This window comes from Paludifilum halophilum, from assembly GCF_002245355.1.
Lineage (GTDB): Bacteria > Bacillota > Bacilli > Thermoactinomycetales > DSM-45169 > Paludifilum > Paludifilum halophilum.
In genome coordinates this window covers 142,211-162,685 of the sequence record NZ_NOWF01000002.1, presented here as the reverse complement: position 1 = coordinate 162,685, position 20,475 = coordinate 142,211, and the positions used below count along the sequence as shown (strand labels likewise).

15 protein-coding genes are annotated in these 20,475 nt (G+C 53.6%); 10 read left to right on the top strand and 5 right to left on the bottom strand.

Going from position 1 to position 20,475, the window contains the following annotated elements; all coding sequences use genetic code 11:
- The first annotated feature begins 74 nt into the window (after positions 1-74).
- Complete coding sequence (locus CHM34_RS03640) at positions 75-1,061, top strand: 2-hydroxyacid dehydrogenase (protein WP_240511857.1); 987 nt, start codon at positions 75-77, stop codon at positions 1,059-1,061.
- On the opposite strand, the gene CHM34_RS03635 is transcribed toward CHM34_RS03640, so the two are convergent.
- Positions 1,058-1,867, bottom strand: a complete 810-nt coding sequence (locus CHM34_RS03635; protein WP_094263233.1) for a CPBP family intramembrane glutamic endopeptidase — start codon at positions 1,865-1,867, stop codon at positions 1,058-1,060. The genes CHM34_RS03640 and CHM34_RS03635 overlap by 4 nt on opposite strands.
- Before the next feature lie 511 nt (positions 1,868-2,378).
- On the opposite strand from CHM34_RS03635, the gene greA reads away from it, so the two are divergent.
- The 4 genes from greA to CHM34_RS03615 all read left to right on the top strand — a co-directional run bounded on the left by greA (position 2,379) and on the right by CHM34_RS03615 (position 5,644).
- Positions 2,379-2,858 (top strand): transcription elongation factor GreA, encoded by a 480-nt coding sequence (greA, locus tag CHM34_RS03630; RefSeq protein WP_094263232.1) that lies wholly within the window; start codon positions 2,379-2,381, stop codon positions 2,856-2,858.
- A gap of 226 nt (positions 2,859-3,084) precedes the next feature.
- On the top strand, positions 3,085-3,474 hold the full coding sequence (locus CHM34_RS03625; RefSeq protein WP_094263231.1) for a hypothetical protein: 390 nt from the start codon (positions 3,085-3,087) through the stop codon (positions 3,472-3,474).
- Positions 3,475-3,725: 251 nt separating this feature from the next.
- Complete coding sequence (locus CHM34_RS03620; RefSeq protein WP_169713567.1) at positions 3,726-5,099, top strand: vWA domain-containing protein; 1,374 nt, start codon at positions 3,726-3,728, stop codon at positions 5,097-5,099.
- 74 nt (positions 5,100-5,173) lie between these two features.
- Complete coding sequence (locus CHM34_RS03615; RefSeq protein WP_094263229.1) at positions 5,174-5,644, top strand: hypothetical protein; 471 nt, start codon at positions 5,174-5,176, stop codon at positions 5,642-5,644.
- 46 nt (positions 5,645-5,690) lie between these two features.
- Here the strand turns inward: CHM34_RS03615 and CHM34_RS03610 are convergent, their stop codons facing one another.
- Complete coding sequence (locus CHM34_RS03610; protein WP_094263228.1) at positions 5,691-6,170, bottom strand: hypothetical protein; 480 nt, start codon at positions 6,168-6,170, stop codon at positions 5,691-5,693.
- 285 nt (positions 6,171-6,455) lie between these two features.
- Between CHM34_RS03610 and CHM34_RS03605 the strand changes: the two genes are divergently transcribed.
- Genes CHM34_RS03605 through CHM34_RS03595 form a run of 3 tightly spaced genes read left to right on the top strand, consistent with a single transcriptional unit; the run spans position 6,456 to position 10,994 of the window.
- On the top strand, positions 6,456-7,592 hold the full coding sequence (locus tag CHM34_RS03605; protein WP_094263227.1) for a metallophosphoesterase family protein: 1,137 nt from the start codon (positions 6,456-6,458) through the stop codon (positions 7,590-7,592).
- Entirely contained in the window at positions 7,589-10,507 is a 2,919-nt protein-coding gene (locus CHM34_RS03600) for an AAA family ATPase (RefSeq protein ID WP_094263226.1), read from the top strand. The genes CHM34_RS03605 and CHM34_RS03600 overlap by 4 nt, the downstream gene beginning before the upstream one ends.
- 52 nt (positions 10,508-10,559) lie before the next feature.
- The gene (locus CHM34_RS03595) at positions 10,560-10,994 is read left to right on the top strand and encodes an NUDIX hydrolase (protein ID WP_206093743.1); all 435 of its coding nucleotides are present in this window, start codon (positions 10,560-10,562) and stop codon (positions 10,992-10,994) included.
- 11 nt (positions 10,995-11,005) lie between these two features.
- Here CHM34_RS03595 and mnmH read toward each other — a convergent pair whose 3' ends face one another.
- The 3 genes from mnmH to CHM34_RS03575 form a co-directional block, all read right to left on the bottom strand.
- On the bottom strand, positions 11,006-12,082 hold the full coding sequence (gene mnmH / locus CHM34_RS03590) for a tRNA 2-selenouridine(34) synthase MnmH (protein WP_240511856.1): 1,077 nt from the start codon (positions 12,080-12,082) through the stop codon (positions 11,006-11,008).
- 238 nt (positions 12,083-12,320) lie between these two features.
- Positions 12,321-12,686 carry a group I truncated hemoglobin gene (locus CHM34_RS03580; protein ID WP_169713566.1) on the bottom strand — a complete coding sequence of 122 codons (366 nt, stop codon included), beginning with the start codon at positions 12,684-12,686 and terminating at the stop codon, positions 12,321-12,323.
- 425 nt (positions 12,687-13,111) lie between these two features.
- Positions 13,112-13,306, bottom strand: a complete 195-nt coding sequence (locus CHM34_RS03575) for a hypothetical protein (RefSeq protein WP_094263223.1) — start codon at positions 13,304-13,306, stop codon at positions 13,112-13,114.
- 99 nt (positions 13,307-13,405) lie between these two features.
- On the opposite strand from CHM34_RS03575, the gene CHM34_RS03570 reads away from it, so the two are divergent.
- Positions 13,406-16,654 carry a PD-(D/E)XK nuclease family protein gene (locus tag CHM34_RS03570; RefSeq protein WP_094263222.1) on the top strand — a complete coding sequence of 1,083 codons (3,249 nt, stop codon included), beginning with the start codon at positions 13,406-13,408 and terminating at the stop codon, positions 16,652-16,654.
- 45 nt (positions 16,655-16,699) lie between these two features.
- Positions 16,700-20,293, top strand: coding sequence for a UvrD-helicase domain-containing protein (locus tag CHM34_RS03565; protein WP_094263221.1), 3,594 nt, complete (start codon positions 16,700-16,702; stop codon positions 20,291-20,293).
- The last annotated feature ends 182 nt before the right edge of the window (positions 20,294-20,475 follow it).

Sequence of the window (20,475 nt, the reverse complement as noted above, 5' to 3'; positions counted from 1 at the left end):
ATACAACACCGAGGGGTTCCCGCTCTGTCCGGCGCGGGGACCTTGATTGTTAGAGGAAAAAAGGAGGGAATCCGGTGGATACGGAAAACCGTCCCAAGGTGTTAGTCTCCCGCAGGCTGCCGAAAGAAGGAATGAACCTGCTTTATCGTTATTGCGATGTCCAGCTGGCGGTGGAGGACCGGGTCATCACCCGGACGGAACTGTTGGAAGGCGTCCGGGGGAAACAAGGGTTGCTTTCCATGATCACGGATCGAGTGGATGCAGAAGTGATGGATGCCAACCCGCAGCTGAAAGTGATCAGCAATTATGCCGTCGGATATGACAACATCGATGTAGAGGAAGCGAGTCGGCGAGGCATCGCTGTCACCAATACTCCCGGCGTTCTGACGGATGCGACTGCGGATATGACCTGGGCTTTACTGATGGATATCGCCCGCCGGGTGACGGAGGGGGATCGGGTCAATCGTTCCGGAGGTTGGCGCGAATGGGCTCCGATGTTTATGTTGGGAAAAGAAGTAACAGGTTCCACCTTGGGAATCATCGGCTTGGGACGGATTGGGAAGGCAGTTGCCAAGCGTGCTCGAGGGTTCAACATGCAGATCCTGTATCACTCCCGGACCCGTCTCTCCAGGGAGGAGGAAAAACAATGGGGTGTGGAGTATAGAGAATTACATGAGCTTCTCAGAGAAGCGGATTTCGTAAGCCTTCATGCTCCTTCCACCCCGGAGACCCGGGGGATGATCGGTCGTAAGGAATTGAGTGCGATGAAATCCTCGGCTTATCTGATCAATACCGCCCGGGGGGACTTGGTGGATGAAAAGGCATTGGTAAAGGCTCTATCCCAGGAGGAGATCGCCGGTGCCGGTTTGGATGTTTACGAAAAGGAACCCCGCTTGGCTGAAGGATTAAAGGAATCCGACCGGGTGGTCTTGGCTCCTCATCTGGGGAGTGCCACCCGTGAAACCCGTGGCCGTATGGCGGAAATGGCGGCGCAAAATCTGATCGACGAACTAAGGGGAGGGCCTAGCGATTACCGGATCAACGATCCGGATCGGGATTAAGATTTCCGGACACTCCACACCCACCAGCCGATCACAGCCGCCATCACCAATAGAATCATGACGCCGCCTTCCAAGCCGAAAGGACCTCCGGTTATCCAGTCCGGCCCCGTTTCCTTGGCCGAAACCGGTGGAGACGAAGTCAGATGAAGCCCTGAAACCGGCAGTGACAAGGTTTCCTGTGTCCAGTTCCAAGTGAAGTGAAGTCCGATGGGAAGCCACAAACTGCCGCTGATCCAACGGGCTGTTCCCAGGAAGATGCCGGCGACAAACAGGTTGATCATGGGAAGGGTTGCCGTGTGGGGGTTTTGCAGGTGAAGGGCGGAAAAGACAAGGGAGGAGAGTACAATGCCCGCAATCGTTCCTCCATGAGTGGTCAGGAGCGTTTGCAGATATCCCCGGGTAAACACCTCTTCCCCGATAGCTACGGCCAGGAAAGCGATTCCCGCATAGATCAGGGAAGAGAGGGTGGCCGAGTCCAATCTCCATCCCGTCACCTCCATCCAGGGAGTCATCCATAGAAAGAGAAAGAGACCACCGATCAAGAGAAGGCCGATTCCGCTTCCGCGAAGAAAAGCATAGAAAGGAGCGGGATCCCGAAATCCCATCTCTGCCATCGGCCGTTTTTCAAACCATCGCCAAGAAACCAAAGCGGCACCTATGAAGGCTGTATTTTGGGCGAAAATCAAGGGGATGGTGGATCGTCCGAGGGGAAACCAGGGAGACAGAGCGAGGCTGAACAGGAGAACTCCTGCGAAAGCCAGGATGATCGTGACGATCACTTGGGCCGACAGGGCGATCCATTTCATATGCAAGCCTCCTTCCGGTCCAACTTTCCTTCAGTATACCTTGGGGAATACAGGGTTGCAAAAAAGGCGGACTCCCTTTTACGGTGGAAGTATTTGTGATAAGATATCATTCAGTTCGCATTTCAACCCTTTGGGATGCCCGTAATGGGAGAAAGTCAAAGGCGCGAAAGGTGGACATGATTCGATCGGCATCGGTGGAGGCGTTGTGACATTCGCTTGCCGAGCGCACTGCTCAGGAGCGGAGCTTTGATTCTCCCGAGGCGGTATCCCCGGGCGGGACTTCTACTCCCCGGAGTGCATAGCATACCGGGAAAAGAGGTCATGCGGATGCTTTTTACAACGTTTCTCAGTGATGGATCCGTCTGTTGGTGCATAACATCAACCAGGGACGGTTGTTCAAGAGAATGAACACAAAGAAAGGGCTTTTTTGCAGCTAGAGCTGTGAAAAGGCTTACAAAAAACGGCGATAAAATTATGCTGGAACAGGGCTTGTTTGCAAGGAGGAATCGGTATGACACAGCAAAACAAAGAAGTACTTCTGACTGAAGAAGGTTTGGCCAAGGTAAAAGAAGAGCTGGAGTTGTTTAAATCCAAAAAACGTCAGGATGTGGCCCAACGGTTGAAAGAAGCGATTGCCCAGGGCGACTTGAGCGAAAACGCGGAATATGACGCCGCCAAGGAAGAACAAGCTTTTATTGAGTCCCGCATCGTCACTCTGGAAAATATGATCCGCAACGCCAAAATCATCAACCAGGATACGGAGAATAAAAACTTTGTCAGTATTGGAGCCAAAGTGACCATCCAGGAAGTTCCGGAAGGGGATGAGGAGACTTATACCATCGTCGGGAGTGCGGAGTCTGATCCGGTATCCGGGAAGATCTCCAACGAGTCTCCGATCGGAGCGGAACTGATCGGAAAGCGCGAGGGAGAGATTGTGAAGGTGCCGGCTCCTTCGGGGACGATTGAATTTAAGATCGTTGAAATTCACTGACCCCGACTGTGTGGTACTGACGGTTTTATCCATGGGTAGAAAGTGTGACCGGAGGGGGAAGGCCTTCACCCTGTCCTCATCCGACGAAAAGATTCAGGTTATCATATGAAATGAGAAGCGGAAGTCCTCAACGCTGGAAAAGGACTTCCGTTTTTTTGTCCCATGAGGTTGGAATGGAAAGAGGTTCACGATATTCTGAGAAAAAGGAAAAAAGGAGGTCTGATTCATGGTTCCATTTTCATCGGCAGGGATCTTGATCGGTGGATATGAAGAGAATGAAAGTCAGCCGAATCCCTTTGTGGCGATCGATTTTCCTGATCGAAAATCGGCAGAAGAGGCGCATGCCCGGGTTGAGGAGCATTGGTCCTCTGAAAATGTGCGGATTCGGATTCGTTCCATTCCGGAAGGTGATTTGTCTGTAACGGTCTATACCCATGAACCGCCATCCACCCTCTGTGAAGGAGTGGTGTGGAAAGATGAAATGTGGCAGATTTTCATGTCTTATTTTCAACAGGTGAACCGCGTTCTCCTGATGTTTTCCACAGGCGGTGTCGTTCAACCGCAATCCTCTCTGACACTGCCTGCGGGGTCCCTGGATATCCAGGTGAAGGGATAGAAGAACCGTTCGGTTTCCGAAAATCGGGCGATGGTTGGTTGCGACAGGGCGACCGATCATCGTCTTTTTGCGGAAGATCCGGTGGTTATCCGCCTTCCTCGAACCCTTAATATACGAAAGAAGTCGTATTGTTGTTCCTGCCATTTCCTTTTAACCTAATGTTATGAATTGTACCGGGTGATGACGCGATGAACCGATAACGAAAATGACTCAATGATCACCTTGAAACAGTGAAGGGAAGGATGAATTGGATGAACCGAGCATTTTTGGCTGCTTTGTTTTCGGGGTGTCTCATCCTGACCAGCGGTTGTTCCGGACTCATTCAGCAGAGTCAAGGAGAAGATCCGTCGAAAAAGGAACAGAAGACATCGGAGTCAAACAGCGATGAGGAAAAAGAAAGCTTTGCAAATCTGGAGATTCCCTCCCAACTGGAAGATCTCCGGATTCGTGAAGGGGCGGGGAAGTATGGAGGAAAACAGTACGATCTGAACAACATTCGCCCGGCATTGGACAAGCTCCCAAAAGACTTGTCTTCCGAGGAACTTTTTCAGCGGTTACTCAAACTGATGGCAGAGGATTACCGGCCTTCTGTTCATTTCTTTGAGAATTATGACCCCTCCATTATCGATATTGAGGACGGACCGGGGGAGATTCGCAATCTGCAAGTACCGAAGGAAGAGGAAGTCAACATTGTCGTTTTGTTGGACTCCAGCGGGAGTATGGCGGCGAAAGTCAAGGGCGGCAAAAAGATGGACTTGGCGAAGGAATCTGTTCGGGATTTTGTCTCCAATATGCCTCAAGGAGCCAATGTTTCGCTGCAGGTCTACGGACATAAAGGATCAAACAGCAAAAAGGATAAAAAGATTTCCTGCGAGAGTACCGAAGAGATCTATCCTTTGGGAGAGTATAAAGAAAAGGCCTTTAAGAAAGCCTTGAAACCGGTCAAACCGGCGGGATGGACTCCGCTGGCCGCGTCGATGGAAAAGGCGAAACAAACCTTGGAGTCGCACCAGGGGGATCACGTTCAAAATATCATTTACGTCGTCAGCGACGGAGTCGAAACTTGTGACGGAGACCCGGTCCAGGCGGCGGAAAATCTTCATGAATCCAATATCAAGGCTGTGGTGAATATGATCGGCTTTGATGTGGATGATGAGGGACAAAAGGCTTTGAAAAACGTAGCGGACGCCGGGGGTGGTTCCTACAAAACCGTCGATTCCGAGGTGGGTCTGGCGGAGTATTTCGAAGCGGAATACAGCCGTCTCTACGACGAGTGGGGAGAATGGGCGAGCGATCATTACGATAAAGCCCAAGTGATCGGGTCTAACAAATATGACGAGTTACAAAGCAGAGGAAGCGATTTGTACCATTTGGCTCAAATGGAGAGTAAACACCTGTATGACGCGGTCAATTACCTGAAGGAAGAAAGAGATTATGAGTATAACGTCATCAGCGATGTGAAATCTTCCATCTATGACCGCAAAAAAGCGATTCAGGGTTATACCTCCGACTCCAGACGGTCGTTACAAGAAGAAGTGAGTGATAACCGCAGAGAAATTCAAGATCAAGTGACGAATAAGAGACGATCGAAACAGGATGAAATTCTCGATCAAAAAAATAACTAGCTCCAAAATGAAGATTTGCCCCGATTTTTGTATTAAACTAAAGATCGGCACTTTTTTCTGGGAGGTTGGATTCATTGTTAAGAAAATCGTTGATGGCCGTCCTTGTCGCGGGACTGATGGTCGCGGGTACGGGATGCGGGATGTTCTCAAAACAGGATGAATCCCAAGCCGATACCGCCAAGGAGAAAAAAGAACCTGAAGTAGAGAAAATAACCTTCGGTGATCTTCCCTCGGATGACGGTGTCAAAGGTGTGCTCAATGAACGGGGTCATTTCGGGAAGGATGAAGATTTTGCCCTGCGATATGATCTGCCGAAGGGACAGACCTTTGATACGACCCGAATCAAGGTCAAGATTATCAAAGAAAAGGGAAATAGATTGTTGCAGGAGTGGAATCATGAGGTTGAACCGGACTGGAAGGGACACCGGTGGGAATTTACTGACGATATGGATTTCAACGGGTTTTATGAAACGGGAAAGTATAAGCTTCAAATCTACCGTGGGAAAGAGCTGCTGGCGGAAGGGAAATTCGAGATTGTGGATTAAGAGCTTAATGGAAAAGAGGCTCCCGAATGGAACCGGGAGTCTCTTTTTATCGGTTGGGCGGAAGGGAAACCGTTTCGATCGACGGTTTTTCTCCTGCTTGGATCTGATCGAGCAGAGGAGCGAGGGGGCGGGAGGTTTTGTACTCCACCCATTGTTGTTGCGGGTTTTTAACTAACAGTCGGGGCGGGATGCCGGAGGAGCGGGGAGGAGTGACGATCACTTCCCGGATCGGGTGGACAACGGGAGTACCGGTTAAGGTGACCGGGGAAGGGAAACGGAAAAGGATATATTTCTTGGGAAGACTGTATGAACGCATTCCAGCCATTTGGTGGATGCTGCCGAGAACTTGTTCCAATTCAGCGTGGGTCGTCCGGGTGACGTGAAAGGAGGTGTGCTCGCGATAATGGATGCGATAAGCCTCAACTTTAGAAATCCGCGCCGGCGGGTGTACAGACGCTTCTACGCTCGGAGAGATCCATCCGAAGAGAACAAAACAACAGGCCGTCAGGATCAATGCATGGCGCATCGATCTTTCTCCTTTCGTGTCTTTTATTATTTAGTTTATCGAAGTTGGGAGATAACATACGCTTTCGTATCCGAAAACGGGGTCTCGGTCCTTCCCGGCCGATATCCTTCCGGAGAACATCGGGTTTTTCTTATGGTAAAATATGAGTCGGAGACGGCATACCGATGGTTGGTATCTTTCAATTCAAGCATAGGTGGAGACCGATTTCCGGATGATGAATGTGGCTCGATTCGACCAAAAACCCTTAACTGAGAAGAGAAATCGGACAGCGAAGGTGGTAGGGATATGAAACCTTTTACTCTCATACATACAGCCGATCTCCATCTGGATTTACCTGTCTCGGGATGGAAGGGAAGCGAGGAGCAATTAATGGTACGGCGGGACGAATACCGGCGCACCTTTTCTCGGATCCTGGAGCTGGCAAAGCGGCGGGAAGCCGCCTTTCTCCTCATCGCCGGCGATTTTCTGGAGCACGATACGGTCAGCCGTCCCACGGTGGAATGGGTAATCGAGGAGTTTCGCCGAATTCCCGATACCCGGGTGCTCATCGCTCCGGGAAACCATGATCCCTATCGAAGTGACTCTTTTTATCAATCGGTACCGTGGCCGGAACATGTTCATATCTTTTCGGGTCGATGGGAGGATCATTACTTCCCCGACTACAATCTGCGCGTTTACGGTAAAGGCTTTGCCGATTTTGAAGAGAGGGAATCCCGTCTGCCGGGGGTTGATCCCGCCGATGAGCGGCGGGTGATGGTGGCTCATGCCACTTACGGCCCACGTACGGAGAAAAGTTCCTATTTCCCTTTGTCCCGGGAAGAAATTCACCCTTTGGAAATGGATTATGTCGCCTTGGGTCATATCCATCAACCTTCGACGGATCGTCTGGATAATCAGCGGCGGACACTGGTCCGATACCCGGGATCGCCGGAAGCGTTGCGGTGGAAAGAAACCGGGGAACGAACCGTCAGTCTTGTCACCTTTGATGAAAAGGGGGTTCATCTGGAGACGGAAGCCGTTCAAACCCGCCGCTATGAAGTGGACTTCGTGGATATGACCGGGTGCAGGACACCGGAGGAGGCGGTTCGCCGAATCTTGAATCGTTTTCCGGAACCATCGGCGCGTTCCGTTTATCGGCGTCTCCATCTCAAGGGAAGGTGCCCGCGCGACTTATCTTTGAACGGGGAATGGATTTCACTGCAATTGGTTAAGGAAGGTTTTTTGTATGTGGAATGCCTCGACGAGACGGTTCCGGATTTTGACCTGGACCGTCTTCGTGCTGAAGACGGTTTGGTGGGAACCTTCATCCGCCGGATGGATGAACGGGCGGCGAAAGCGGATGGAGAGGAAAAGAAGCTTTTGGAGCGGGCTCTGTATAAGGGCTTGGACGCCCTTCTCCTGCGGGAGGTGAAGGGGCGATGAAGCTGGAGCGAGTTTATTTTCGGGGGTTTGGCCGCTGGGTGGATCGTTCTTTCACTTTCGGTCAAGGACTTAATCTGGTAGAGGCCCCCAACGAATCGGGGAAAACAACATTGCTTCAGGGAGTGACTTCTCTTCTCTACGGGGCGAAAAAGGAAGGCATTTCCCGCCGCCAAAAGGAAAGCTGGTATGATCAGTATCGTCCCTGGACCGGGCAGGAATACGGCGGAGAAGTCGATTTTTCCGTCGGAGATCGGAGCTACCGGCTGGTGCGTTCTCTGACCTGGGACGATGATCGGGAACAGCTGGTGGATCTCAAGACCGGACGGGATTTGACGGGGTTATACAGTATGGATCGGCGTAAGGATCGCCGGTTTATGGAAGGGTTAATCGGGTTATCCCGGGACTTGTTTCAACGGGTTGTTTTTCTTTCCTCCCAGTCCTTGGCCGGGGACCGTCAAGTGGTAGAAAAGATTCGCCAATGGATGACCCAAGGGGAGGAAACGGATTTGGAACCGGTGCTCGCCTTTCTGGAAGGTGAAATCCAGCGGATCGGCAAGACGTCCCTCGCCCGGAGTAAACCTTACGGTACCGCTGTTCATCGGGCGGAGCAGCTGGAACGGGAAGTGATCCAGCTTAAAAATCTTTACCAGGAGTTGCGGGAGGATCAGGCCCGACTGGCTCAACTCGACTCGGAGTGGCAAAAGGTAAAGGCGGAGCGGGCATCCGCCCGGGAGAAAGTATCCCTTATAAGACAACAAGTCCGGATCGCTGAACGAAGAGAAGCCTTGATAGAGAAAAAGAAACATCTCCAATACCGCCAATCCCAGTGGGAAGAAACGGAAAAAAGAGTGAACCGACTGCAGAAGGAACGGGAAGAGGCGCTTCCTCCGCATTGGTTGAATGCATCGGAAGTGGAGGAGCTGTCCCGGCTGATCGAACAGTATCAATCCCCGGCATCTAAAGTGAATGAATGGGAGGAACGCATCGAGGATCTGGATGAAGAGATTATTGAGTGGCAGGAGAAGAAATCAACATGGCTCGGTGTGGACGAAGCGTTATTACAGCGCCAGCTGCACCGTCTGGAGGAAGTCCGGCAGTTGGAGAGGGAACTCCTTGCTTCAGATGCCCGGGAGACAGTCGATGAGAAAGTGCGGGCGATGCAGTTGGAAAAAGAGTATTACCGCCTGATCGATTTACAAGAGCGGGAAGAACAGTGTCGACGGCGGAAAGGGGAAAGGGAAGATCGCGTCGGCCGTCTGCATCGCCGCCTGGATCGGATCGAACGGGAAAAATTCCTTTCTCAGCTGGTTGATACACAAATTCCCCCGGGTCGGTCAAGTTCGGTCTGGGTATGGACCGCAGGCCTGTCGGCGCTTCTGTCCCTTCTCATCTTTCAGCAGATTCCAGGCATCGGGTTGGTCACCTTTCTCATCGCCGGATTTGCCCTTTATCGGTTTGACCGCCTGCGGAGGGTCGACCGCCAGGTCCGAAAGGAATGGGAAGAACGGCAGCAGGCGTTGCGCAAGGATTGGGATCGCTTGCGTCGGGAACGGGAAGAGGATGAAAAAGAGGGAGAGGAGACCGATCCGGAAGCGGCCAAGGCGGCCCTGGATCGGGAAAAGGAGGAGCTTCGTTCCGTCTATGATGAACTGGCGCGGCTGATGCAGGAGCAGGAGTCGATTCTGGATCGCTGGGGAGCCTCTTCTGCCGCCGATCTGCACCGGGTCGTGGACAGTCAGCGACAAAAGGTTCGGGAGCGGGAAGCGGCCCGGAGCGCCGATGAAGAGAAGCGGGCCCGGATCGAGGAGATCCGGCGGGATGTGCAGGAATGGGCCGCTCCATTTGCAGAACGGCTGGGGTCCTGGGATTCCTCCCGTTGGCTGGAGGATCTGAGCGAAATCGGAGCAGAAGCCCGTCAAGCAAAGGAAGTGTTGCAACGGCTGAAGCTGGAATCCGCTTCCCTGAAAAAAGAAGTGGAACATTCCCGGGATCGAATCCATCGAATAGAGCAGGAGATGGCACGATGGAAGGCCCGGCTGGGCACAGATGATATCGATCAGTGGCTGGAGTGGATCCGGTGCAGTGAACAGGTTCGCCGTATCGATGATCAGTTGAAGGAAGCGATGGAGGAACGGGAGGAGCAGGAGCGGCAGAGAAAGGAAGAAGACTGGACTGGACAGCTTCAGGCGGTCGAAGCGGAATTGGCGGCCGAAAAAAGCGATTTTCCCGATGAAGAATCCGGTGATGCGGAAACGTTGCACCTCCTTCTTCAGGAGGCGGAGGCCGATCTCGATCAGCAGGAACAGGCCTGTTACGACAAAGAGGTAGCGGTGCTCAAGCTGGAAGAGCAACTGAAAACCCGGTTTGACCGTTTGCCCGGGTTGGGGGATCGGGAAACCCTGCTCCAGGAAGCCCGGAACGAGGTTCAAGAGCTGGAATTTGAACGATCCGCTCTGGAAACGGCCCGGGAAGTGCTTCAGGAGGCTCTCAGGGAGGTTCAGGAAGACATCGCTCCGAAGTTGAGACCTTATGCTTCCCGCTGGATCCGGAAGGTGACGGTCGGTCGATATGAGGATCTGCTGATCGATCCTGTCGATGGGCTGCGGATGAGTGTTTTCGTCCCGGAAACCGGGGAACGGCAGCCCGTTGAACGATTGAGCCGGGGGACGGTGGATCAGATGTACTTCGCATTGCGTCTGGCCTTGATCCGTTTCTTCTCCAGGTCCGGTTCTTCGCCGCTGCCTCTAATACTGGATGACAGCCTGGTCCATTTCGATGAAGACCGCATGCGGGAATCGCTTCGGATTCTGGGAGAATTGGCTCGAGACCATCAGATTATTCTCTGTACCTGCCAACCTCGGGAGAGAAGGGTTCTCGAAGAAGAAGGAATTTCCTTTGTCCGCCAGCAACTGTAAAAACGGTGGGAATCCCGGTATGGGAAGTTCTCCGAGAGGAGGCACCATCTTGATGCTCCCCAAGCATTATGTGGCTGCTGCCGGTATCGTGTTAAACGAAAACGAGGATGTGTTATTGATCCGTCGAGCGGATAATATGCACTGGGAGCCCCCTGGAGGGGTGGTGGAACTGGAAGACGGGTTGGAAGCGGCGGTTGTCCGGGAAGTCAAGGAGGAGAGCGGGGTGGATGCGGAGGTGATCCGTCTGACAGGCGTATACAAGACAGTGGGAAGGCGCGGGTTTCATGTGGTGAGTCTGGTGTTTCTCTGCCGGGCGGTAGGAGGGGTGTTGCGCCCTTCCGAAGAGACGGTGGCCGCAGGCTTTTTTTCCGCCGATGATGCCTTGAATAAGATCGAACGGGAACGGATCCGCATCCGGTTGGAGGATGCGCTGGCTGACCGGAAGACGCCTTTTGTCCGCAGCTTTTTGACCCCTGAAGCAAAATAACCGGCATCCTCTTAAACGGAGGACGGCGCCGGTTTTTCCTTTTTTAAACGCAGCCACAGGTTGTGGCAGGCGGCTACTGCTTCTTTAATGTCGTCAGAGATTACGCGGTAGCGGATTTTTTCCTGGTACCGGTTTTGGGAATGCCGGTACAGAGGGTCATAGTAACTCTGAAGCAGAATTTGAACCAAGGGCCCGTAGTCTCGCTCTTCCGCCAGGCGATAAAGCTGTTTGCGCTTGTCCGGGGACAACTTCCGTTCAATCCGGGAAATGGCGCCGATGACATGACCCCGGAAACTTTCCGGGTCCTCTGGACCCTCGAGGTAAGTGTCCAGGATCTGCTGTACCCGAGAGGACAGCGATGCCTCCAGCAGAACCGGGATCCCCTCTTCCTTGGCTCGAACCAAAAAGGGGGGCATCTGAACCCGGCCGATTCGCTTGCTTTCGGCTTCCATAAAAATATAGGGTTCGTTCTTCAGGCGTTCCAGCTTATGGAACAAGAGGGAGTCGAAGGTGCGTTGGTTGTGGGGTTGGATTTCTCCCAGATCGCCAAAGGCGGATCCCCGGTGTCCGGCCATTCCCTCCAGGTCCAGCACCGGTGCCCCGCATTTCTCCAGACCGTGAAGGACAGCGGTTTTCCCGACCCCGGTCAATCCGTGAAGAACGATCAATTTCGACTGTAACCGGCCATGTTCCAGGTGAGAGGTGATATATTGCCGATAAGCCCGGTAACCGCCGGTGAGCCGCAGAGCCGGCAACTGCATCAGATCCTGGAAGGTGGCCATCGCTTGGCTGCGCATACCACCCCGCCAGCAGAAGAACAGGGGCGTTCGGTCCCGGGAAGACTCCCGTACTTGGCGGACCAGTTCCGGAATTTTGGGAGAAACCAGTTCCATACCCAACTGGATCGCTTCTTCCCGTCCCTTCTGTTTATAGACGGTTCCGACCCGGGCTCTTTCCTCGTTGTTGAACAGAGGTACATTGATTGCTCCGGGAATGGTGGCGGTCAGGAACTCACCCGGGGAGCGGACGTCGATCCATTGGATGTTGTTTTGATCCAGTGCCGTTTTGATATCGATATCCCGTACCAATGATATACCTCCCTCCGTTAAAAGGGAAAAGGGAACTTCTTTTCCAAAGTGGGTCTTTACTTTATTATCTGGTTTTTTCGGATTATAAATCGATTTTCATCCATCTATTATATCACACCCTTATCGGCAACCAAAAAGGAAGGCGTTCCTTCTCTATTCCTGGGATATGATTGGAGAGATCCGCAGAACGAAAAAACGCCGCCGGCAACTGCCGACGGCGTTTTTTGGAAAAATAAGATTACTTATTAATGATATGAGGCTTCATGGTACGTAAAAAGGCTTCCACTTTGACCCGGATATCCAAAGGAACATTATATTTGATGAGGGATCGGTTTAAATGCTTAATCGCGATTTCGTAGGCGTCGAAGGTGATGTTCAGCCCCTGGTGCGCCATGCGAAGCGTACTTCCCTTATATTCCTTGGGTCCTCCTAGCAGGTGACTGACAAAAAATGAGATTTGATGTTTTCGAAGCCGGTCCGTATTCGTATGGACAAAATAATGGCGAACCCGGTCGTCATCGATCATTCGGTCATAGAACTCATTGACAACGGCAGTGATCGCTTTTTCACCACCGAGTTCATCATAAAGCGATTTATAGCCCAAGGACGGTTCCTCCTTAGTCGAAAAATGAGAGCTTTGCCCCAACCAAACTTGTTCTTCCCCTTGAGTTCCATTTAATATAAAAGGGGAGTGTTGTCAGGGCTTGCTGATCAAAGATAGGGTCCGGTTTTCAGGGGAGGATTGGCCGTTATATGGGAGGAAGCGGAGAAAAACCGGACTCCTGTCCGGGGTAGGGATGAACCCGACACAGCCGGAACCTGTTTCTCGGCGGCTGATTCCAAGGAGTATGTACGAAATAGAAGCCGATGAGGGGTAGTTTCGTATAGAATTTTAAGCTAAATCGTGACAATTGGCAAATAAAAAACCCGTCCCCGCTGGAGGACGGCTGACAGCTGAAAACCTCCCGAACAGGGATGGGAGAGCCTGTTTTTCGTTCCTATGAAGAGTCTTTTTAAACACGATTCGTGTTATTGTTGCCGCCGATATCCCAGGTCTTCCAAGGAACGTTTTTCCTGATGGACAGCATCCTGCTCTTCCGGTGAGGGCCCCCATACTTCTTGAATCGATCCGGTGACGCGAGTGGCGGGGTTCTCTTCTCCGGGAAAGTTGATCAGGTTCTCCGGCTCCATCCGGGGATGGACGCGTTTGTCTTTCGGCTTCATGGAATACACTCCCCTGTTGATAATCGATAATGGATGGCGGGTACATAAAGGATTTCCCCGAAGAAGGGTCCTTATACACATGAGAGAGGAGGCTTTCCGTTGCCTGGATGGATTTATTTACACCCGGTTGCTCAGGCGGAAAAGGGAATCGGTCTCGGAAGTATTCACCCCACGGAGCCGGTTCGGACCACTTATCTGGTCCCCGCCTCCCGGATGGTTAGTGAATACCGGCGTCTGTTGCATCGTTTTGCTGTCGATGAAGAACGGGTAACGGTACAAACCTTCGACCGGTTCGTACGAGACTTGCTTCCGGATCCGGGCCGCCTGATGAAGCCAGTAGAACAGGAACTGTTGGTTCGGCAAGCGGTGGATCAAGTGAAGAAAGAAGGGTTGCGTTACTTTCAGGGAATGACGGATCGCAGAGGGTGGAGAGATCTGGTGGAGGCGCGGATCGGGGAGCTGAAGCGGGCAGGTGTAACCCCGGAACGCCTGGGGGAATTATGGCGCCACGGAGAAGATCGGTACCGGGAACTGGCCGACGTGTATCGGATTTATGATTCCCTCCTTGATTGGTATGATTTATGGGATCATGAAGAGCCTTATCGGCGGTTGATCGATCGTATCCGTAGCAGTGAAGTTCATGTCCCGGAGCGCGTCATTGTTGAACACTTTGCAGGTTTGTCCTTTCTTCAGGAGGAGCTTTTAATTCAGTTGGTGACGGCAGGGGTTGAGGTGATTCTTCATTGGATCGGGGATCAAGATCGCCCCCGCCTGTTTCAGGAAACGGCCCGGTCGGTGGAGCGGTTAAAACAACGAGGGTTTACCCTTCGCTATGTATCCGATTCGGAAAGGGATTCCCGTAAAACTTCCTCTCTACGGCATGTGGAGGAGCAAGCCTTTCGAAGCACTCCCCGGGTGCGGGATGCGGAGGGCGCCGTCGAGGTGATCGCCGCTCCTGGTGTGGACAAGGAGACGGAGCAGGTGGTCATTCGGATCAAGCGGTGGCTCCGGGAGACGGGGGCTGCGCTATCCGATGTGGCGGTGATGACAGAGGATCCCGATACGTATCATCCCCGGCTGTTTCCTCAGATGAAAGCGGCAGGTCTTTTCTGCCACCAATCCTTTACCCGTCCGCTCAAGGAGCATCCGCTGATGCAGGTGGTTTTGGCCGCTTTGGCTGTAAAAAGGGGCCGGGAAGAACTTCGACCGGTTTTGCTGGAGAGTCCGTATCTTCCCTGGGCTGACGGGCAAGGGGAACGCAGCCGTTGGTTGTCTGTATATCGACAATGGGGCCATCCACGACAGTCAGAGGAGTTACTCCGCCGGATCCGGGAGGGGTTCCAACCCCAACCGGAGAATGAAAATCCCTCTCATGAAGAGTTGGATCGCTTGGTTCAATTGTATCAATGGCTGGAGGATGCTCCCTTGGATCACTCCTGGAGGGAGTGGACGGAATGGTTTGTCCGCTGGCTGAAGCCGTTAAACCGCCGTACAGACTGGATGGAGATGGGGCAGGATTCGGAACTCTTACCCCTGATGGCGGAGGAGGTTAAGGCATGGGAAGGCCTTTGCTCGATCATTCGGGAGTGGCAGGAAGTCTTTACCCGGACCGGACTGGGAGAAAGACCCTGTGACGCCGCCGCTTTCTCTGAAGCTTTCGAACAGGCGGCGGATCTGAAAAAGGTGGAGAAGATTCCCGGACGGAGAGGGGGAATTCGTCTGTTGGAACCCAACCAGGTCCGGGGCGATCGATACCGGGCGGTCTTTCTCCTGGGTTGTGCCGAAGGGGAGTGGCCCCGTCCGATCCGCGAGGATTGGCTGGTAACGGATGAGGAGAGGAGGCGGTTACGGGAAGAAGGAGTCGGGCTGGCCTTATCATCCGAGCAGCGAAACGCACAAATCACTCCTTTCTTTCACTGTATCCAGGCAGCGACGGAACAGTTGGTTTTCTCTTATCCTTCCGCAACCCCGGACGGAAAGGAATGTCTACCATCGCCGTATTTGGAGGAAGTGCTGCGGGTTTTCGATTCGGAGCGTGTTCCCCGAAAATCCCTGAGCATAGCGGATACCCTTCCCACGGCCTGGGAGGATGCCCTCTCTCTTTCCCGGAGTTTGGAACGGGCGATCGTCACGCTGAGGTCGAAAAAGGGAGATCGGGGGATACAGAGGAATTCGGAGGCGAACCGTGCCCTTTACGTTCTGGAGAAGCTGAAGCGAAGGAATCCTTATTTTCACCGGATCCTGGCGGAACGGATCCGGGTGGAGCGTCTTCGGTGGGGAAAGGAGTATACCTCCTTTGACGGTGTACTGTCACCGACTCCCCTCACCCGGGAAATGGGCAGGGAACTGGCGAACCGCATTTGGAGCGCCACTTTGCTGAATGATCTCGCCCAATGCCGGTTCCATTTTTTCGCGGGGCGTATTCTGGAGGTTCGTGCCCCGGAAGAGAGGGAGGAAGGATTATCTCCCTTGGAACGAGGAGAATTGATGCATCGGATCCTCTGCCGTTTCTGGGACCGATATCGGGAACGGGGGCTGGATCCGACGGAGGGAGAAGAGGCGGAGGAACACCTCCGGGCCGTGACAGAGGCGGTTTTTCGCCAGTTTATCGAGGAGCAGGGAGATGAGCGGAATCCCTTCGCGGTACGCATTGCGAAAAACCGATTAAGAGGGCGATTACTGTCCATGTTGGATCACGAGTTGGCTTGGCGGCGGAAACGGGGGGCGGATGAAGACGTTCGTCCTCTCTATCTGGAGCTTTCCTTCGGACTGGGCAGAGACCCATCCATGGTGGAACGGAGGGAGATTGATCCGGAAACGAGAGAACAGCCCGCCCGGCTTTCCTTGACCGGTTCCCGATCGATTCGCCTTCGGGGGAAAGTGGATCGGGTGGATGTGGACCAAGAAGGTTATTATGTGCTTTATGATTACAAATCCGGCGGTGCACCGCGAACAGAGGAGGTCATGGCGGGGGCGCATCTTCAACTTCCTCTTTATCTGTGGGCACTTCAGTCGGAATATGGGCTGGATCCGTATAAGGCCGTGGGAGCCGCTTTTTATACCGCCGGTTCCCGACGAAATGGAGAGGCCCCGACGGATAACCGGAATCAAGGGTTGTGGAGAAAAGAACTGGCGGATCAGGTCGGGATCGGCCGGGTCAAGGGATTGATGCCGGATGAGGAGTGGTCGGAGATTCATGCGGGACTGCGGCATTGGGTCGCTGATCGGTTGGATCGGGCGGAGCGGGGGGATTTTGCCGTGGACCCATCCTGGGAATGTCCAACCCACTGTCCCCATCGAGGGATTTGCCGGATCGATCCCCATCGGATGGACGGAAAAGAGTACTGACCATCTTGATCAGACAGGCCCGAGTCCGAGAAAGGAGGGGAAAGATTGGTCGAAGGATTGATGATGACTCCGGAACAACGGCAGGCGGTGGAGTCTCTGGATCAGGATTGTATTGTATCCGCCGGAGCCGGTTCCGGAAAAACGAGAGTATTGGTAGAGCGGTTTCTACATATTTTGGAGAGAGAACTGGAAACGGAGAGTCCTCTGGATGCCGTCGTCGCCATCACCTTTACCGAAAAAGCGGCCACGGAGATGAAGAATCGGATCCGGAAGGGGATTACTCAGCGGATGGAAACCGCCCGGAAAGAGGGGCGGACCCGGGATGCAGAGGGATGGTACCGGATTCTCTCCGATGCGGCACGGGCTCGAATCACAACGATTCACTCCTTTTGTGCCGGTCTGCTTCGAGATTTTCCTGTGGAAGCTGATGTGGACCCGCAGTTTACCGTCCTGGATGATATAGAATCCCGGATGTTACTGCGGGAGACAGTGGAGGAAGTTCTCCCGACATGGTTTGAAGGGGTGTCCGATACAAAGGCCGGTGACTTCCTTTCGCCGATGGAACAGTTGATCACCGTTTGGGGAGTACGGGGAACGGTTTTTCGCTTGATGAATGCCTATCGGCAAATGGCGGGTAACGGGTGGAGTCCGGAGGAGACGGCCCGGCTGACTCAAGATGGTTTTTCCGATGCCGTCTCCCGAATGGCGGCGGAGCAGAGTGAGGGGAAGTTTCAAGTATTGCAGTTGGGAGCGGAACTCCTTAATCTTCGGGGCGGAAAAAGAGTGACCGCCTTTCAGGAGGCTTGGCCTTCTTTGGCGGCGGAGTTGAGCGATAGTGACGAACCGGAAAAACTGATTCCTCCGCTGGAACGGGCGGAGAAACTTCTCTCCGGTCATTGGGGCCGGAAAGAGGAGATCGTTAATCCCCGCGATCGGATGAAAGCGGCCCTTCAAAAATTGTTGCAGGCAGTGGAAGGGCGAGTTCTTCTGGATGATGAGGAAACCACGGTGGAAGGACTGTTACAGGGGCTCCGAAACATCCATGAAGCATATATTCGAAAAAAACGGGAGCGGGCGGCCCTTGACTTCGACGAACTGCAGTTCCGGGCTGTCCAGCTTCTCGAGAATCATCCCGATGTTCGCCGCCGTTTGAACCGGCACATCCGCTACTTGATGGTGGATGAATACCAAGATACGAATGAAGCCCAAAAGCGGTTGATCGATCAGCTGTGTATCGGCCCCGGCGGCGGCCGGGTTCCGGGTCGTCTGTTCGTCGTCGGCGATCCGAAACAATCCATATACCGTTTCCGCGGGGCGGATGTTTCTGTCTTCGGAAAAACGAGGGCGGAAATTCGGTCCGAAGGGGGGCGGGAGGTTGATCTGATCGACAATTTTCGATCCGATGCCGGTCTGGTCGCCTTTGTCAATGCTCTGTTCCCGAACCTTATGACCGGAGCTCCCGATGAGCCTAACCATTACCGGAAAGTAAGGGCCAACCGGGATTTCGGGGAAAGTCCCCGGGTGGAGTTTATGCCACTGCCCGATCCGGAGGAGAAGAGTTCCGGGACGGATCTCCGGGAAATGGAGGCGGAATGGATCGCCCGCCGGATCGGGGAATTGATCGACGAAGGAGTTCCGGCGGCGGGAATCGCCGTTCTCTTCCAGGCGATGACCCATGTGAAGCAGTATGAACAGGCCCTGATCCGGAGGGATATTCCTTTCCGGGTTGTCAAGGGGCGCGGTTTTTATCATCGGCAGGAGGTGCTGGATGTGATTCATTTCATGCGCAGCCTGTCCGATCCCGACCATACGTTGGCTTTGGCCGGTGTACTCCGCTCCCCTTTTTGCGGGATTTCCGATGATACCCTTTTTCGTCTGACCCGGGTAAAAGGGTGGTCTCGGGACAAAGAGTCCTGGCTCCGGCAGGAAGGTCTGCCCGATGGAGAGCGTTGGAAACTGGAAAGCTTTTTAAACACCTTTCATCGTTTGGTCCGTCTGACGGGACGGATTCCGGTATCTGACCTGTTGGAGCGACTTTTGGAAGAGACGGGATATCGACATGCCTTGTGGGCGATTCCCGGTGCGAGACAGGCTCAAGCCAATCTGGACAAGTTCTTGCGGATTTCCCGAACATGGCAAGGGGCCGCTTCCTTTTCCCTGGATGCGGCTTTGCGTTCGATCGATCGCCTCCTTCAGGAGGAAATGGATGAAACCGAGGCTCCGGTGGAAGGGGATGAAGAGGACAGTGTGCAACTGATGACGGTTCACCAGTCCAAAGGATTGGAATTTCCCGTGGTTTTTGTGCCGGACCTTTCCCGTCAACCGGTGGAGGACATATCTGATCTCAGTATCGATTGCCAATCGGGTTTGGTCACCTGTTTGGCCGGACGGGACGGTGAAAAATGGGAAACCTATCGCTGGCGGGAAGTGAAAGAAAGGGAAAAGCGCCTGGCCCGGGAGGAGTCGGCCCGCCTCTTCTATGTGGCGGTGACCCGGGCGGAGGATCGATTGATCTTGAGTGGACGCCCTCAGGAACATAAGGGTCTGGAAAAGGGGGAGCCGATTCTTTCTGCCGCCACTTGGAGTCGATGGATGGACGGTGTACTGGGTTACAGACGCATTGATTGGGATCGGCGCATTTGGTCCTTTAAGAGGGGAGGCCCGACCTTGACCGTTCAGCGTTGGGAAGGGGAAAAGAAAGCCTCCTCAGGTTCGGATCAGACCGGGTTGGACATCTGGTTGGATGATCCGTCCCCCTTTGCCGAAACGGTTCCCGTTCCGGAAGATCTATCCGAACCCCGGGGTTGGAGATCGGAGGATCGGCAGGAAATGGGAGTGACCGATTTAGTCCGGTTGGCCAACTGTCCCCGTCAGTATTATTACGACCGGATCCTGAATTTACCGTCCCTGGATCAACCCTTTTCGGTTGAGGAAGGGGAACTGCATCTGGCGGAGGAAATCGCGGAAAGCAGGGATCAAAAGCGAGAAGGGTTTCTCTCTCCTCGAACGAAAGGGGATATCGTTCACCGATTGACGGAGATCACCCCCGATTCCCGACCTTCCGAGGAAGAGATGGGAATCCTGCTTCAACAGGTAATGGATGAATGGCGCATATCAGCCTCGGATCGGCCCCGGGCGATCGCCGAAATCCGCCCGCTGTGGGAATCCTTTTTAAACAGCGACATTTATCTCCTAACTTCGGAACAGGCCGGCATCCGGAAGGAGGCCCGTTTTGTACAGCGGATGGACGGCATAGAAGTGGCAGGGATTATCGACCGGCTTCATTGTACCTGGTCCGGAGAGTGGGAGCTGATCGATTACAAGACGAATGATGTGGACCCCGCCGACCTGGAGCAAGTTGCGGAGGAATATTTGCCTCAACTTCAGTTATACGTGGCGGCGGCGCAGGAGGAATGGGGGGTCGACGTGGATCGGGCCGTCCTTTTCTTCCTGAAGCCGAACCGGAAAAAGGTGTTTTGGATCACCGACCGGTGGAAACAGGAGGCGAAACGGGCCATCGACCGTTCCATCCGCCTTCTGCGGCAGGGAACGAGTCTGAAGGACTTTGTCCCCCGTCCCGGAAAACGGTGCGGTTATTGCGGTTTCCAAAGCATTTGTAAAGAAGCGTTCAAGGGTTAATGGTGGACGGTTTCCGCTTTTATGGTATGATGAAAAAATGGCTATTCTCCCGGGTCTGTCGGCCGGGTTTCGGCATCAGTCTTTTTCTATGGAGAGGCGAGGCCGGAGTTGACGCCGGGCCTGAGTAAAGGAGAATTCTTTTGGAAACAGGCTCAAAAGAGGGCTGTTCTCTGTTTGCTGAT